General features: G+C 58.5%; 11 protein-coding genes. 9 read left to right on the top strand and 2 right to left on the bottom strand.

Annotated features, from left to right (window positions below):
• Window positions 1–47: 47 nt before the first annotated feature.
• The gene (locus tag V6L81_RS21705; RefSeq protein ID WP_095001230.1) at window positions 48–1,538 is read right to left on the bottom strand and encodes a leucyl aminopeptidase; all 1,491 of its coding nucleotides are present in this window, start codon (window positions 1,536–1,538) and stop codon (window positions 48–50) included.
• Window positions 1,539–1,848: 310 nt separating this feature from the next.
• Here V6L81_RS21705 and lptF point away from each other — a divergent pair, with 310 nt between their 5' ends.
• The 8 genes from lptF to pdxJ all read left to right on the top strand — a co-directional run bounded on the left by lptF (window position 1,849) and on the right by pdxJ (window position 10,291).
• The gene (gene lptF, locus V6L81_RS21700; protein ID WP_095001231.1) at window positions 1,849–2,967 is read left to right on the top strand and encodes an LPS export ABC transporter permease LptF; all 1,119 of its coding nucleotides are present in this window, start codon (window positions 1,849–1,851) and stop codon (window positions 2,965–2,967) included.
• Window positions 2,960–4,021 (top strand): LPS export ABC transporter permease LptG, encoded by a 1,062-nt coding sequence (gene lptG, locus V6L81_RS21695; RefSeq protein WP_095001232.1) that lies wholly within the window; start codon window positions 2,960–2,962, stop codon window positions 4,019–4,021. The genes lptF and lptG overlap by 8 nt, the downstream gene beginning before the upstream one ends.
• A gap of 161 nt (window positions 4,022–4,182) precedes the next feature.
• Window positions 4,183–5,982 (top strand): translation elongation factor 4, encoded by a 1,800-nt coding sequence (gene lepA / locus V6L81_RS21690; protein ID WP_095001233.1) that lies wholly within the window; start codon window positions 4,183–4,185, stop codon window positions 5,980–5,982.
• A 5-nt stretch (window positions 5,983–5,987) separates the two neighbouring features.
• Window positions 5,988–6,842, top strand: a complete 855-nt coding sequence (gene lepB, locus V6L81_RS21685) for a signal peptidase I (protein WP_095001234.1) — start codon at window positions 5,988–5,990, stop codon at window positions 6,840–6,842.
• A gap of 218 nt (window positions 6,843–7,060) precedes the next feature.
• Entirely contained in the window at window positions 7,061–7,750 is a 690-nt protein-coding gene (gene rnc / locus V6L81_RS21680) for a ribonuclease III (protein ID WP_095001235.1), read from the top strand.
• Entirely contained in the window at window positions 7,743–8,645 is a 903-nt protein-coding gene (gene era / locus V6L81_RS21675) for a GTPase Era (RefSeq protein WP_095001236.1), read from the top strand. Before rnc ends, era begins: the two co-directional genes overlap by 8 nt.
• A 161-nt stretch (window positions 8,646–8,806) precedes the next feature.
• Window positions 8,807–9,496 (top strand): DNA repair protein RecO, encoded by a 690-nt coding sequence (gene recO / locus V6L81_RS21670; RefSeq protein WP_095001237.1) that lies wholly within the window; start codon window positions 8,807–8,809, stop codon window positions 9,494–9,496.
• Window positions 9,497–9,547: 51 nt separating this feature from the next.
• Entirely contained in the window at window positions 9,548–10,291 is a 744-nt protein-coding gene (gene pdxJ / locus V6L81_RS21665) for a pyridoxine 5'-phosphate synthase (protein ID WP_095001238.1), read from the top strand.
• An 87-nt stretch (window positions 10,292–10,378) separates the two neighbouring features.
• Here the strand turns inward: pdxJ and mltF are convergent, their stop codons facing one another.
• Entirely contained in the window at window positions 10,379–11,836 is a 1,458-nt protein-coding gene (gene mltF / locus V6L81_RS21660; RefSeq protein WP_095001239.1) for a membrane-bound lytic murein transglycosylase MltF, read from the bottom strand.
• A 285-nt stretch (window positions 11,837–12,121) separates the two neighbouring features.
• On the opposite strand from mltF, the gene purL reads away from it, so the two are divergent.
• Window positions 12,122–16,018, top strand: coding sequence for a phosphoribosylformylglycinamidine synthase (gene purL / locus V6L81_RS21655; RefSeq protein WP_095023045.1), 3,897 nt, complete (start codon window positions 12,122–12,124; stop codon window positions 16,016–16,018).
• Window position 16,019 lies beyond the last annotated feature (1 nt).

Raw genomic sequence — 16,019 nt, 5'->3', positions numbered from 1 at the left:
ATCGGGACTGCGCCGCCCTCAAGCGGCGCAGTCTTCGATTGTCAGCTTCAAGCGTTGGCGCGATCCAGCAGGTACTGGGTCAGCAGGGGCACTGGGCGGCCACTTGCGCCCTTGTCCTTGCCGCCGCTGACCCATGCCGTGCCGGCGATGTCCAGGTGCGCCCAGTTATAGGCCTTGGCAAAACGCGACAGGAAGCAGCCAGCAGTGATGGCGCCGCCTTTAGGCCCGCCAATGTTGGCCATGTCGGCGAACGGGCTGTCCAGTTGTTCCTGGTACTCGTCGAACAGCGGCAGTTGCCATGCACGGTCGTCGGCTTGCTTGCCGGCTTCCAGCAACTGGTTGATCAGGTCGTCGTTGTTGCCCATCAGGCCCGAGGTGTGAGCGCCCAATGCAACCATGCAGGCGCCGGTCAGGGTGGCGATGTCGATCACGGCCTGTGGCTTGAAGCGCTCGGCGTAGGTCAGGGCGTCACACAGCACCAGACGGCCTTCGGCGTCGGTGTTGAGGATTTCGACCGTCTGGCCGCTCATGGTCGTCACGATGTCGCCCGGGCGTGCCGCGCCGCCGCTAGGCATGTTTTCAGCACAGGCCAGAATGCACACCAGGTTGATCGGCAGTTTCAGCTCGAGTACGGCGCGCAGGGTGCCGAACACGCTGGCAGCACCACCCATGTCGTACTTCATTTCATCCATGCCGGCGCCCGGCTTGAGGCTGATGCCGCCGGTGTCGAAGGTGATGCCTTTACCTACCAGTACGTACGGTTTTTCGGATTTTTTGCCACCGGCGTAGTTCATCACGATCAGACGAGGCGGCTGGTCGCTGCCCTGGCCTACAGCGTAGAACGCGCCCATGCCCAGATCCTTGATCTTTTTCTCGTCAAGGATTTCGACTTTCAGGCCTTTGAACTCTTTGCCCAGATCCTTGGCCTGCTCGGCAAGGAAGCTCGGGTGACAGATGTTCGGCGGCAGGTTGCCCAGGTCGCGGGTGAACGCCATGCCGGCGGCAATTGCCTGGGCGTGGGTCACGGCGCGCTGCACTTCAGCCTGCGCGGCCTTGATGGTCAGCAGGGTGATTTTTTTCAGGGCGCGGGGTTCGGCCTTCTGGCTTTTGAAACGGTCGAAGGTGTATTCGCCGTCTACGAGGGTTTCGGCCAGCAAGCGGGTCTTGCTGTAGCTGTCGCGGCCCTTGACCACCAATTCGTCCAGTGCGAACACCGCATCGCTACCGCCCAGGCCTTTGAGTACACCCAGTGCGCCGCTGATGATTTTGCGGAACGGGCGATCGCCCAGTTCTTCATCCTTGCCGGTACCCAGCAGCAGCACGCGCTCGGCTTTGAGGTTGGGCAAGCTGTGCAACAGCAGGCTTTGACCGGTTTTGCCGGCCAGGTCGCCGCGCTTGAGGACTGCGCTGATGGCGCCACCGGTGAGTTCGTCGAGGGCTTTGGCGGTTGGGCCGAGCTTGCGGCCTTCGCCGATGGCGACCACCAGAGTGGCCGTTTTCAACGTTTCTGGGCTAACGCTTTTTACAACCAGTTCCATGTCCGGGTCCCTGAGTCAAATGGTCAACATGCGCACAAACAGTTCTGTTTGTTTGCTTATATAGAAGAAGCGCTTCACCTGTGATCAAGGCTGGCGTCAAGGCGGGCAGTTTGAACCCCGTCGGAGGAGCCTGACAACCCCGGTTTAGGGCCAAGTTGCCACTTTCAAGACTGTGCAGTGACAGGGGAGGGCATTCACAGGATAATGCGCCATCTTTTTAGACGGCCCATCTCATCTATGATGAGGTATGTGCCGACTCGTTATGCTGTTTGTTTGGCCGCCTTAGCCTGACGACCCTGGAGTGTCTGGTTTGATCGTCTTCCGTTATCTGTCCCGCGAAGTCCTGCTTACATTGAGCGCTGTCAGTGCTGTGCTGCTGGTCATCATCATGAGCGGTCGCTTCATCAAATATCTGGCCCAGGCCGCCTCGGGCGCCCTGGACCCGGGTTCGTTGTTCCTGATCATGGGCTTTCGCCTGCCGGGCTTCATGCAGCTGATCCTGCCTCTGGGGCTGTTCCTGGGCATTCTTCTCTCTTATGGTCGCTTGTACCTTGAGAGCGAAATGACCGTGCTGTCGGCCACCGGCATGAGTCGTCAGCGGTTGCTGGCCATGACCATGGCACCGGCTGCGCTGGTCGCGCTGATCGTGGCCTGGCTCAGTCTGAGCCTGGCCCCGCAGGGCAACAATGAATTCCAGCTGCTGCTCAACAAGCAGGATGCCCTGACCGAATTCGACACCCTGGAGGCCGGGCGCTTCCAGTCGCTGAGTGACGGTACACGGGTGACCTACACCGAAGAATTGAGCAATGACCGCAGCCTCTTGTCCGGCGTATTCATTTCGCAGAAGAAGCTCGGAGAAGAGGCCAAGGATCGCAGTATTTCCGTGCTGCTGGCCGAGAAGGGGCATCAGGAAGTGCGTCCTGACGGCAGTCGCTGGCTGGTGCTGAACAATGGCTATCGCTATGACGGCAATCCTGGGCAGGCCGATTATCGGGCAATCAAGTACGACACCTATGGTGTGCTGCTGCCCAAGCCGGAAGTCAGCAATGAAGTGACAGACCGCGATGCGATCCCTACCGCAAGCCTTCTCGGCAGCACGGATCCTCGTGTGGTTGCCGAGTTGCATTGGCGGATTGCCTTCCCCGTGCTGGTCTTTATCGTGACCTTGATCGCAGTGCCGTTGTCGCGGGTCAATCCGCGTCAGGGGCGCTTCCTCAAGTTGTTGCCGGCGATTCTTCTTTATATGAGCTACCTGAGCATGCTGACCTGGGGCAAGGGGCTTCTTCAGGATGGCAAGACCCCGATGGCGCTGGGCCTGTGGTGGGTGCATGGGCTGTTCCTGATCATTGGCCTGGGGTTGATGTACTGGGAGCCGCTGCGCTTGAAACTGGCAAGTCGCCGTAGTGCCGAGGAGATGGCCCGTGGTTAAGCTCGACCGCTACATTGGTAGCAGTGTGTTGTTGGCGATTCTGGCCGTGTTGGGGATCATCCTCGGGCTGGCCCTGCTGTTTGCCGTGATCGACGAGATGCGCAGTCTCAGCAGCACCTACACCGTTCTGGATGTGTTCAGTTTTGTCATGCTGACTGCGCCCCGACGCCTGTATGAAATGTTGCCGATGGCAGCGTTGATTGGCTGCCTGATCGGTTTGGGCGGCCTGGCCAGCAACAGTGAGCTGACCATCATGCGTGCCGCAGGTGTGTCCCTTGGGCGCATCGTCTGGGCCGTGATGAAGCCGATGCTGGTGCTGATGGTTGCAGGGGTGCTGATTGGCGAATATGTAGTGCCTGCCACGGAAAACATTGCCCAGGCCAACCGCGCGCTGGCCCAGGGCGGTGGCGACTCGCAAAGCTCCAAGCATGGCTTGTGGCACCGCCAGGGTGATGAGTTTATCCATATCAACGCCGTTCAGCCCGATGGCCTGCTTTACGGTGTGACCCGTTATCGCTTCGACAAAGACCATCAGATGCAGTCGGCAAGCTTTGCCAAAAAGGCCCAGTACCACCAGGGCGACTGGCAGTTGAGTGATGTGAGCACCACTCTTTTTCATGGCGACAGCACTGAGGTAGTCAAGGCGCCTGAAGAAAAATGGGACGTGTCGTTGAGCCCGCAACTGCTCAATACCGTGGTCATGGCGCCCGAATCGCTGTCGATTTCCGGGTTGTGGAACTATATCCACTACCTCAAGGATCAGGGCCTGAACAACGGCCGTTACTGGCTGGCTTTTTGGGTCAAGGTGTTGCAGCCGCTGGTGACTGCCGCGCTGGTATTGATGGCCATATCTTTCATCTTCGGCCCGTTGCGCTCTGTTACGCTGGGGCAGCGGGTTTTTACCGGGGTGCTGGTAGGGTTTACCTTCAAGATCGCCCAGGACCTGCTGGGGCCTTTGAGCCTGGTGTTCGGCTTCTCGCCGCTGTTTGCGGTGCTGCTGCCGGCTTCCATTTGTGCCGTGGCCGGTATCTGGCTGTTACGTCGGGCGGGTTGAGTAGCGCTCATTGAGCCAATCAAGAGCCTCTATCTCGCGATAGGGGCTTTTTTGTAGGTGCCCATTGGCCTGTGAACGTGACGCTTGGCGCGATGTTCAGGTACAATTCCCGGCTATTTTTCGGCGGGCAGTCTGCCTGCGACTTTTTTGAGTGTTGACCCGTGAGTGATCTGAGTCATATCCGCAATTTCTCCATCATCGCCCACATTGACCATGGCAAGTCGACGCTGGCCGATCGTTTCATCCAGATGTGCGGTGGCCTGACTGCCCGCGAAATGGAGGCCCAGGTACTGGACTCCATGGACCTCGAGCGTGAGCGCGGGATCACCATCAAGGCCCACAGCGTCACCTTGTATTACACGGCCAAAGACGGTAATACCTACCAGTTGAACTTCATTGATACCCCGGGCCACGTTGACTTCACCTACGAAGTTAGCCGTTCCCTGGCGGCCTGTGAAGGTGCGTTGCTGGTGGTCGATGCGGGGCAGGGTGTAGAAGCCCAGTCCGTAGCCAACTGCTACACCGCGATTGAGCAGGGCCTGGAAGTCATGCCGGTGCTGAACAAGATCGACCTGCCACAGGCTGATCCTGATCGCGTTAAGGAAGAAATCGAAAAAATCATTGGCATCGACGCCACTGATGCCGTGACCTGCAGTGCCAAGACCGGCCTGGGCGTGGACGAGGTGCTTGAGCGCCTGGTACACACCATTCCTGCGCCGACCGGCAATATCGAAGATCCGCTGCAAGCGTTGATCATCGACTCCTGGTTCGACAACTACCTGGGCGTTGTGTCCCTGGTTCGCGTGCGCCACGGCCGCGTGAAAAAGGGCGACAAGATTCTGGTCAAATCCACCGGCAAGATCCACCTGGTGGACAGCGTTGGTGTATTCAACCCGAAACACACCGCCACTGCAGACCTGAAAGCCGGTGAAGTAGGTTTCATCATCGCCGGTATCAAGGACATTCACGGTGCGCCAGTGGGCGATACCCTGACCTTGAGCACGACTCCGGATGTTGATGTACTGCCCGGTTTCAAGCGTATTCAGCCTCAGGTATACGCGGGCCTGTTCCCGGTTAGCTCCGATGACTTCGAAGACTTCCGTGATGCGTTGCAAAAATTGACGCTGAACGACTCTTCGCTGCAATACACGCCAGAAAGCTCTGACGCACTGGGCTTCGGCTTCCGTTGCGGCTTCCTGGGCATGCTGCACATGGAGATCATTCAGGAGCGCCTGGAGCGCGAGTACAACCTGGACCTGATCACCACTGCGCCAACCGTAATTTTCGAACTGCTGCTCAAGACCGGTGAAACGATTTACGTCGATAACCCGTCCAAGCTGCCAGATCTTTCAATGATTGAAGACATGCGCGAGCCAATCGTGCGTGCCAACATTCTTGTGCCTCAGGAGCACCTGGGTAACGTCATTACCCTGTGCATTGAAAAACGTGGCGTGCAGCACGACATGTTGTTCCTGGGTACCCAGGTACAAGTGACCTACGATTTGCCGATGAACGAAGTGGTTCTGGACTTCTTCGACCGTCTCAAATCCACCAGTCGCGGCTATGCTTCGCTTGATTACCACTTCGATCGTTACCAGTCAGCTAATCTGGTCAAGCTCGATGTGCTGATCAACGGTGACAAGGTAGATGCGCTGGCCCTGATCGTGCACAAGGAAAACGCGCACTACAAAGGTCGCCAGTTGACCGAGAAGATGAAAGAACTGATTCCGCGCCAGATGTTCGACGTCGCGATCCAGGCCGCCATTGGCGGGCAGATCATTGCACGGACCTCCGTCAAGGCACTCAGAAAGAACGTACTGGCCAAATGCTACGGTGGTGACGTTAGCCGTAAGCGCAAGCTGTTGGAAAAGCAAAAGGCCGGTAAAAAACGCATGAAGCAAGTGGGCAACGTGGAAATTCCACAAGAAGCCTTCCTTGCAGTGCTCCGTTTGGATAGCTAGGTCCTATGTCACTAAATTTCCCGCTGTTGCTGGTCATTGCTGTTGCCGTGTGCGGTTTGCTGGCGCTGCTCGATTTGGTCTTCCTGGCTCCGCGCCGGCGCAAGGCCATTGCCAACTATCAAGCCAGCGTTACGCCGGTTGATATGCAGGTAGTCGAAAAGCTCAACAAGGAGCCGCTGCTGGTTGAATACGGCAAGTCGTTCTTTCCCGTGTTGTTTATCGTGCTGGTGTTGCGTTCGTTTCTGGTTGAGCCGTTCCAGATTCCGTCCGGCTCGATGAAACCGACCCTGGATGTGGGCGATTTCATTTTGGTGAACAAGTTTTCGTACGGGATCCGCCTGCCGGTACTCGACACGAAAATCATCGAAGTGGGTGATCCGAAGCGGGGCGATGTGATGGTGTTTCGCTACCCAAGCGATCCGACAGTCAACTACATCAAGCGTGTAGTTGGCCTGCCGGGCGACAAGATCCGCTATACCAGCGACAAGCATCTTTATGTCAACGACCAACTGGTTGCCGAGCAACTGGTCAAGGCCGAGCCTGGAACCCTGGGCAGTGCCGAGTTGTACAAAGAGAAGCTGGGCGAAGTCGAGCACATGATCCGCAAGGAAATGAGCCGCTATCGTGCGCCGCCTGACAAGGAGTGGACGGTTCCGGCCGGGCATTACTTCATGATGGGTGACAACCGTGACAATTCGAACGACAGCCGTTACTGGGATGATCCGAACATTCCCAAAGACGAGCTGGGCATGGTTCCCGACAAGAATATTGTCGGCAAGGCCTTCGCTGTTTGGATGAGCTGGCCGGAACCCAAGGCGAGCAACCTGCCGAACTTCTCGCGGGTTGGTCTGATCAAGTAGCCAGAACGGCGCTGTTTATAACAGCGCCGATTGCTTTTCAGGTGTGCGAAACAAGTCGCGCGCCTGAGTATTCAGGATGTGGATTTGAACAAAGCGTTAAGTGTGACGGCGGCGAACAGCCTGTTCCCTGTCCATTTGCTATGCGATAAACGAGCATCACTGATCCCTAATATCGGTCCGGTGGTGACATTCGGCCACGAACTCAGCGTGGGTAAATCGTGAGTTTTTCTTTAGAACGTTTAGAGCGTCAGCTCGGCTACACCTTCAAAGACCAGGAACTGATGGTTCTGGCCCTGACACACCGCAGTTTCGCGGGGCGCAATAACGAGCGCCTTGAGTTCCTGGGGGATGCCATTCTCAATTTTGTTGCCGGCGAAGCCTTGTTTGACCGTTTCCCGCTGGCGCGTGAAGGCCAGTTGTCACGCTTGCGTGCGCGGCTGGTAAAGGGTGAGACCCTGGCAGTACTGGCTCGCGGCTTTGAGCTGGGCGAGTACCTGCGCCTGGGTTCCGGTGAACTGAAAAGCGGCGGATTTCGCCGTGAATCGATCCTGGCCGATGCCCTTGAGGCGCTGATCGGTGCCATTTACCTGGACGCCGGCATGGATGTCGCTCGCGACCGCGTACTGGCCTGGCTGGCCAGCGAGTTCGAGACGCTGACCCTGGTCGACACCAACAAAGATCCAAAGACCCGACTGCAAGAGTTCTTGCAGTCGCGTGCCTGCGACCTGCCACGTTACGAAGTGGTGGATATCCAGGGCGAACCGCATTGCCGCACCTTCTTTGTCGAGTGCGAGATTGCCTTATTGAATGAAAAAAGCCGGGGACAGGGCGTGAGCCGTCGTATTGCCGAACAGGTAGCGGCCGCCGCAGCACTGATTGCCCTTGGCGTGGAGAATGGTCATGACTGATTCAACCGCAACTCGCTGTGGCTACGTTGCCATTGTTGGTCGTCCAAACGTGGGTAAATCCACACTGCTGAACCATATCCTGGGTCAAAAGCTGGCGATCACCTCGCGCAAGCCTCAGACCACCCGCCACAACATGCTGGGCATCAAGACCGAAGGCAACGTGCAAGCGGTCTACGTGGATACCCCGGGCATGCACAAGGGCGGCGAAAAGGCCCTGAACCGCTACATGAACAAAACCGCTTCGGCTGCGTTGAAAGACGTCGATGTGGTGATCTTCGTTGTTGACCGCACCAAGTGGACCGACGAAGACCAGATGGTGCTGGAGCGCGTGCAGTACGTAACCGGCCCGCTGATCGTGGCGTTGAACAAGACCGATCGTATCGAAGACAAAGCCGAGCTGATGCCGCACCTGAGCTGGCTTCAGGAGCAACTGCCGAACGCCCAGATCATCCCGATCTCGGCTCAGCACGGGCACAACCTTGAAGCCCTTGAGCGCGTGATTGCCGATCACCTGCCGGAAAACGAGCACTTCTTCCCGGAAGACCAGATCACCGATCGCAGCAGCCGCTTCCTGGCCGCCGAACTGGTACGTGAAAAGATCATGCGCCAGATGGGTGCCGAGCTGCCGTACCAGATCACCGTCGAGATCGAAGAGTTCAAGCAGCAGGGCAAAACCCTGCATATCCATGCCTTGATTCTGGTTGAGCGTGATGGTCAGAAAAAAATCATCATTGGCGACAAGGGCGAGCGTATCAAGCGTATCGGTACCGAAGCGCGCAAGGATATGGAGCTGCTGTTCGACTCCAAGATCATGCTTAACCTTTGGGTTAAAGTGAAAGGTGGCTGGTCCGACGACGAGCGCGCCCTGCGTTCGCTGGGCTACGGCGACCTGTAAGCACAGCATTACCCCCCCCTGTGGGAGCGGGCTTGCTCGCGATAGCATCAACTCGGAACTTCAGACAGGCCGAGTTGCTGCTATCGCGAGCAAGCCCGCTCCCACATTAGTTTTATGCTGTTCTTCCTGGCAGTGTTTGCCTTTTGAGATAGCTGACTTCCATGTCCAGTAAACCCCCGGCCCCCCAACTCGCCTACGTCCTGCACAGTCGCCCCTATCGTGAAACCAGTGCCCTGGTGGATTTCATCACGCCTCAAGGGCGCCTGCGGGCCGTGCTGCGCAGTGCGCGGGGCAAGGCGGGGACGCTGGCCCGGCCTTTTGTGCCGCTGGAAATCGAATTTCGCGGCCGTGGCGAGCTGAAAAACGTCGGACGCATGGAGAGTGCCGGGATTGCCACCTGGCTCAATGGCGAAGCGCTGTTCAGCGGCCTCTATCTCAATGAGCTGCTGATCAGGCTGTTGCCAGCCGAAGACCCGCATCCCGCGGTCTTCGACCACTATGCCGCGACGCTGGTGGCGCTTGCGCAAGGACGCGCGCTCGAGCCTCTGCTGCGAGCGTTCGAATGGCGCCTGCTGGACGATCTGGGCTATGGCTTTTCGTTGACCCGGGACATTCAAGGCGAACCGGTGGCCAGCGATGGCATGTACCGTTTGCAGGTAGATGCCGGGCTTGAACGGATTTATCTGGTGCAGCCCGGTCTGTTTCATGGCACCGAACTGCACGCAATGGCCGAGGCTGACTGGACCGTGCCCGGAGCCTTATCTGCCGCCAAGCGCTTGATGCGTCAGGCATTGGCCGTGCATTTGGCTGGTAAACCGCTGGCCAGTCGTGAGTTGTTTCGCAAGCCCTGAATAGACCGGTATGCTGTGCGCCGAATCGTCAACTCTTCAGGAGAGCCCCCCGTGACCCAAAGCAATCGCATTCTTCTCGGCGTGAACATCGACCACGTAGCCACGCTGCGTCAGGCTCGCGGCACCCGTTACCCTGATCCGGTCAAGGCAGCGCTGGATGCAGAAGAGGCGGGCGCCGACGGCATTACCGTGCACTTGCGCGAAGATCGTCGACATATCCAGGAACGCGATGTGTTGCTGCTCAAGGATGTCCTGCAAACGCGCATGAACTTCGAAATGGGCGTTACCGAAGAGATGATGCTGTTTGCCGAGCGCATTCGCCCGGCGCATATCTGCCTGGTGCCTGAAACCCGTCAGGAACTGACCACCGAAGGCGGTCTGGATGTTGCCGGGCAGGAAGCGCGGATCAAGGCAGCTGTCGAGCGGCTGAGCAAGATTGGCTGTGAAGTGTCGCTGTTTATTGACGCCGATGAGCGTCAGATCGAAGCGTCCAGGCGCGTAGGCGCACCGGCAATCGAACTGCACACCGGACGCTATGCCGATGCCCAGACCCCGACCGAAGTCGCCGAAGAGTTGCAGCGTGTCGCCGATGGCGTTGCGTTTGGCCTGGCTCAAGGGCTGATCGTCAATGCTGGCCACGGTCTGCATTACCACAACGTGGAAGCGGTAGCCGCGATCAAGGGCATCAATGAATTGAACATTGGCCATGCGCTGGTGGCGCATGCATTGTTCGTGGGCTTCAAGTCGGCAGTGGCTGAAATGAAAGCGCTGATTGTGGCTGCGGCCAAGGTTTAAAAACGGCTACGGGGATCATTCAATTGTGGGAGCGAGCCTGCTCGCGAAGCTCATTCGCGAGCAGGCTCGCTCCCACAGAATTGTGTTCTACAACTGCGGCTCTTCTTTGGGCTTGGTCTTGTCGATGCCGGGGATATGCAGCTTGCTGTCGGCCGCCTGATCACCTTCGAGCTGTGGCTGCGTGGCCCAGGTCAAGATGTCGTAGTAACGACGGATGTTGGCCACAAAATGTACTGGCTCGCCGCCACGGGCGTAGCCATAGCGGGTTTTGCTGTACCACTGCTTCTGCGCAAGGCGAGGCAGCATTTTCTTTACATCAAGCCACTTGTTCGGGTTCAGGCCTTCTTTCTTGGCCAGCTTGCGTGCGTCTTCCAGATGACCGCCACCCACGTTGTAGGCAGCCAGTGCGAACCAGGTGCGATCCGGTTCCTGAATATCATCGTCCAGCTCGCTCTTGATCAATGCGAGGTATTTGGCGCCGCCCATGATGCTTTGCTTGGCATCCAGGCGGTTGGACACGCCCATCGCTTGAGCCGTGTTCTGGGTCAGCATCATCAGGCCGCGCACACCTGTTTTTGAGGTGACGGCGGGTTGCCATAAAGATTCCTGATAACCCATGGCTGCCAGCAGGCGCCAGTCGATCTGTTCTTTTTTGGCCGCTTCCTTGAAGAACTTTTCGTACTTGGGCAAGCGCTGTTGCAGGTGCTGGGCGAAGGTGTACGCGCCAACGTAGCCAAGGACATCGACATGCCCGTAGTAGCGGTCTTTAAGGCGTTGCAGGGTGCCGTTCTTTTCGACCTTGTCCAGATAGGCGTTGATCTCGTTGAGCAGGCTGTTGTCTTCACCGGCCGCCACTGCCCAGCGCTGGCTGCGTGCATCGCCCAGGTCAAAGGCGACGCGCACGTTGGGGAAGTACACCTGGTTCATCGCCACTTCGTTGGAGTCGACCAGCGTGAGGTCGATCTGGCCTTCATCGACCATGCGCAGCAAATCGACGACTTCGACCGCGTCGGATTCGTCGTACTCGATTCCGGGATACTGTTTTTTCAGTTCGGCCAGTTGCTCGGCGTGGGAGCTGCCTTTAAGGACCGTGATGCGCTTGCCGGCCAGATCTGCAGCAGAGGTGGGGCGGGACTGGCCGTTGCGGTAGATGATCTGTGGTGTGACTTCGAGGTACGGGTGGGAAAATCTGGCTTGTTGCAGGCGTTTCTCGCTGCTGACCAGTCCGGCAGCAGCCAGAACCGGGCCGTCAGGCTGGCCCAGTTGATTGAACAGTTCGTCCAGGTTGTCCGCGGTCTCGATTTTGAGCTCAACCCCAAGATCGTCGGCAAAACGCTTCACCAGCTCGTATTCAAAGCCGGTTTCACCATTGCGATCCTCAAAGTAGGTCGCAGGGCTGTTGCGGGTAATCACCCGCAGTACCCCATCCTCCTTTACGCGCTCCAGGGTGCTGGGTTTTTCAACGCAGGCACTGAGCATCAGGAAGAGTCCGGTTGCGAGCAGCCATTTGGCGCAGCGCGGGCGGATATCAGTTAGAGAAAACATCCGCGCAGTATACGCAAAGCAGCACGGGTGCCATATCTCGACAATTTCCAGTCATTCTGATATTGACCGCGAAAATCGCTCAAACCCTTGTAAAATGGGGGGTAGAGCTCTGTTTAAAGATCATAATCGAGCATCCGTTAAGCGGCTGATAGCTATAAAGAATAAGGCTTTGGTCGATTCGCGACGTCTGGTGCGCTTCAGGTGTGCCGTTTCGGGTGCCGTGGCGAACGGTTTAGGCTAGAATGCCCGGCCTCAAAGCATACCCCTCCCGAGGCTGTCCCGAAGATGTTGATCCTGCGCGGCGCTCCTGCCCTTTCTGCCTTTCGCCACAGCAAACTCCTTGCACAACTGAGCCTCAAGGTTCCGTCTGTCACTGGTTTGTATGCTGAATTCGCCCACTTTGCCGATACCACCGGTGAGCTGACCAGCGATGAACAGCAGGTACTGGCTCGTCTCCTGAAGTACGGCCCAAGCGTGCCGGTCCAAGAGCCGAGCGGCCGACTGTTCCTGGTGTTGCCGCGGTTTGGCACCATCTCTCCCTGGTCGAGCAAGGCCAGCGACATTGCCCGTAACTGTGGCCTGGCTAAAATCCAGCGCCTGGAACGCGGCATTGCATTCTATGTAGCTGGCCAGTTCAGCGATGCGGATGCCGAACTGATCGGCGCTGTATTGCATGACCGCATGACGCAAATCGTGCTGGGCGCTCTGGAGCAGGCTGCAGGCTTGTTCAGCCACGCCGAGCCAAAGCCGCTGACCGCGATTGACGTACTGGGTGGCGGTCGTGCAGCGCTGGAAAAAGCCAACGTCGAGCTGGGCCTTGCCCTGGCCGAAGACGAAATCGATTATCTGGTCAATGCCTTCAACGGTCTGGGTCGCAACCCGCACGACATCGAATTGATGATGTTTGCCCAGGCCAACTCCGAACATTGCCGCCACAAGATCTTCAACGCCAGCTGGGACATCGACGGCCAAAGCCAGGACAAGAGCCTGTTTGGCATGATCAAGAACACCTACGTGATGCACAGCGAAGGCGTTCTGTCTGCTTATAAAGACAACGCGTCGGTTATCGTCGGCAGTGTTGCCGGGCGTTTCTTCCCGGATCCTGAAACCCGCCAGTACGGTGCGGTGCAGGAGCCAGTGCACATCCTGATGAAGGTAGAGACCCACAACCACCCGACCGCCATTGCCCCGTTCCCGGGTGCAGCGACAGGCTCCGGTGGTGAGATCCGTGACGAAGGTGCAACCGGTCGTGGTGCCAAGCCAAAGGCTGGCCTGACCGGTTTCACCGTGTCCAACCTGCAGATCCCGGGCTTTGTACAACCGTGGGAAGTGCCGTACGGCAAGCCTGAGCGCATTGTTACCGCGCTGGACATCATGATCGAAGGCCCGCTGGGCGGTGCTGCATTCAACAATGAATTCGGTCGTCCTGCCCTGACCGGTTACTTCCGTACATTCGAGCAGTCCATCACCACCCCCCGTGGCGAAGAAGTGCGTGGTTACCACAAGCCGATCATGTTGGCCGGCGGCATGGGCAACATCCGCGCCGAACACGTGCAGAAAGCCGAAATCACCGTGGGCTCCAAGCTCATCGTGCTGGGCGGTCCGGCCATGCTGATCGGCCTGGGTGGCGGTGCAGCATCCTCTATGGCCACCGGCGCAAGCTCGGCTGACCTGGACTTCGCTTCGGTACAGCGCGAAAACCCGGAAATGGAGCGTCGTTGCCAGGAAGTGATCGACCGCTGCTGGCAGCTGGGTGACAAGAACCCGATCAGCTTTATCCACGATGTGGGTGCTGGCGGTTTGTCCAACGCATTCCCTGAGCTGGTGAACGACGGCGACCGTGGTGGCCGTTTCGAACTGCGCAACATTCCAAACGACGAGCCGGGCATGGCCCCGCACGAAATCTGGAGCAACGAATCCCAGGAACGTTATGTTCTGGCGGTGGGCGTCGAAGATTTCGAGCGCTTCCAGGCGATCTGCGAACGCGAGCGTTGCCCGTTTGCCGTCGTCGGTGAAGCCACTGCCGAGCCGCAACTGACCGTGACCGACAGCCACTTCGGCAACAACCCGGTGGACATGCCACTGGAAGTGTTGCTGGGCAAGGCGCCGCGCATGCACCGTTCGGCTGTTCGCGAAGAAGAGTTGGGCGATGATTTCGACCCGGCACAACTGAGCATCGGCGAGTGCGTCGAGCGCGTTCTGCATCACCCGGCCGTTGCCAGCAAAAGCTTCCTGATCACCATCGGCGACCGCACCATCACCGGTCTGGTTGCCCGCGACCAGATGGTCGGGCCGTGGCAGGTTCCTGTGGCTGACGTTGCTGTCACCGCAACCAGCTTCGACGTCTACACCGGTGAAGCCATGGCCATGGGCGAGCGTACGCCGCTGGCACTGCTGGATGCTCCGGCATCGGGCCGCATGGCAATTGGTGAGACCCTGACCAATATCGCGGCTTCGCGCATTGGCAAGATCAGCGATATCAAGCTGTCAGCCAACTGGATGTCCGCTGCAGGCCACCCGGGTGAAGACGCCCGCTTGTACGACACCGTCAAGGCTGTCGGCATGGAGCTGTGCCCTGAGCTGGGCATCACCATTCCGGTGGGCAAGGACTCGATGTCGATGCAAACCCGCTGGAGCGAAGAGGGCACGGACAAAACCGTGACCTCGCCGCTGTCGCTGGTTGTGACCGGTTTTGCCCCGGTGCTCGACGTTCGCCAGACCCTGACCCCGGTACTGCGCATGGACAAAGGTCTGACCGATCTGATCCTGATCGACCTGGGCCGTGGCCAGAACCGCATGGGCGCCTCGATCCTGGCCCAGACCTACGGCAAGCTGGGCAAGCAGGCCCCTGACGTTGATGACGCAGAAGACCTCAAGGCTTTCTTCGCGGTGATCCAGGGCCTGAATGCCGATGGTCACCTGCTGGCTTACCATGACCGTTCCGACGGTGGTTTGCTGACCAGCGTGATGGAAATGGCCTTTGCCGGCCACTGCGGTCTGAACCTGACCCTGGATTGCCTCGCAGACAGCGCCAGCCAGCTCCCAGCCATCCTGTTCAACGAAGAACTGGGCGCCGTGATTCAGGTGCGTCAGGACGCGACTGCTGATGTGCTTGCACAGTTCAGCGCTGCAGGCCTGGGCGAGTGTGTCGACGTGATCGGCCAGCCGCTGAACAACAGCGAAGTCACCATCACCTTCAACGGTGAAAAAGTGTTTGTCGGTCAGCGTGGCGAGTTGCAACGCCAGTGGGCTGAAACCAGCTTCCAGATCCAGCGTATGCGTGACAACGCGGACTGCGCACAGCAAGAGTTCGACGTGCTGCTCGAAGAAGACAACCCGGGCCTGACTGCCCAGTTGAGCTTTGACGTCAACGCCAATATCAGCGCGCCGTACATCAAGAAAGGCATTCGTCCGCAAGTGGCTGTCCTGCGTGAGCAGGGCGTCAACGGTCAGGTTGAAATGGCCGCGGCGTTTGACCGTGCCGGTTTCAATGCAATCGACGTACACATGAGCGATATTCTGGCCGGCCGTGTCGACCTGAACGAGTTCAAAGGTCTGGTTGCCTGCGGTGGTTTCTCCTACGGCGACGTACTGGGTGCCGGTGAAGGCTGGGCCAAGTCGGCGCTGTTCAATGCCCGTGCCCGCGATGCGTTCCAGAGCTTCTTCGAGCGCACTGACAGCTTCTCCCTGGGTGTGTGCAACGGTTGCCAGATGATGTCCAACCTGAGCGAACTGATCCCTGGCAGCGAGCTGTGGCCACACTTTGTGCGCAACCGTTCCGAGCAGTTCGAAGCCCGCGTGGCGATGGTTCAGGTTCAGGAGTCGAACTCGATCTTCCTGCAGGGCATGGCCGGTTCGCGCATGCCGATCGCCATTGCTCATGGTGAAGGTCATGCCGAGTTCGCCAGCGAAGAAGCCATGCTGCAAGCGGACCTGTCCGGTTCGGTGGCGCTGCGCTTCGTCGACAACCACGGCAAGGTCACGGAAAACTACCCGGCCAACCCTAACGGCTCGCCGCGCGGGATTACCGGCCTGACCAGCCGTGACGGCCGTGTGACCATCATGATGCCGCACCCGGAGCGGGTATTCCGCGCCGTGCAGAACTCGTGGCGCCCGGAAGAGTGGAACGAAGATGCGCCGTGGTTGCGCATGTTCCGTAACGCTCGTGTGTGGGTAGATTAAG

It is taken from the genome of Pseudomonas bubulae, assembly GCF_037023725.1.
In the GTDB taxonomy this organism is placed as follows: Bacteria; Pseudomonadota; Gammaproteobacteria; order Pseudomonadales; family Pseudomonadaceae; genus Aquipseudomonas; species Aquipseudomonas bubulae.
Note: the sequence above shows the minus strand (reverse complement) of the source record. Positions and strands in the feature narration are given on the sequence as shown.

Bases quoted from the DNA above. Each gene is read 5' to 3' on its own strand.
- V6L81_RS21705 (WP_095001230.1), bottom strand. From the start codon at position 1,538: ATGGAACTGGTTGTAAAAAGCGTTAGCCCAGAAACGTTGAAAACGGCC.
- lepB (WP_095001234.1), top strand. From the start codon at position 5,988: ATGTCACTAAATTTCCCGCTGTTGCTGGTCATTGCTGTTGCCGTGTGC.
- era (WP_095001236.1), top strand. From the start codon at position 7,743: ATGACTGATTCAACCGCAACTCGCTGTGGCTACGTTGCCATTGTTGGT.
- recO (WP_095001237.1), top strand. From the start codon at position 8,807: ATGTCCAGTAAACCCCCGGCCCCCCAACTCGCCTACGTCCTGCACAGT.
- mltF (WP_095001239.1), bottom strand. From the start codon at position 11,836: ATGTTTTCTCTAACTGATATCCGCCCGCGCTGCGCCAAATGGCTGCTC.
- purL (WP_095023045.1), top strand. From the start codon at position 12,122: ATGTTGATCCTGCGCGGCGCTCCTGCCCTTTCTGCCTTTCGCCACAGC.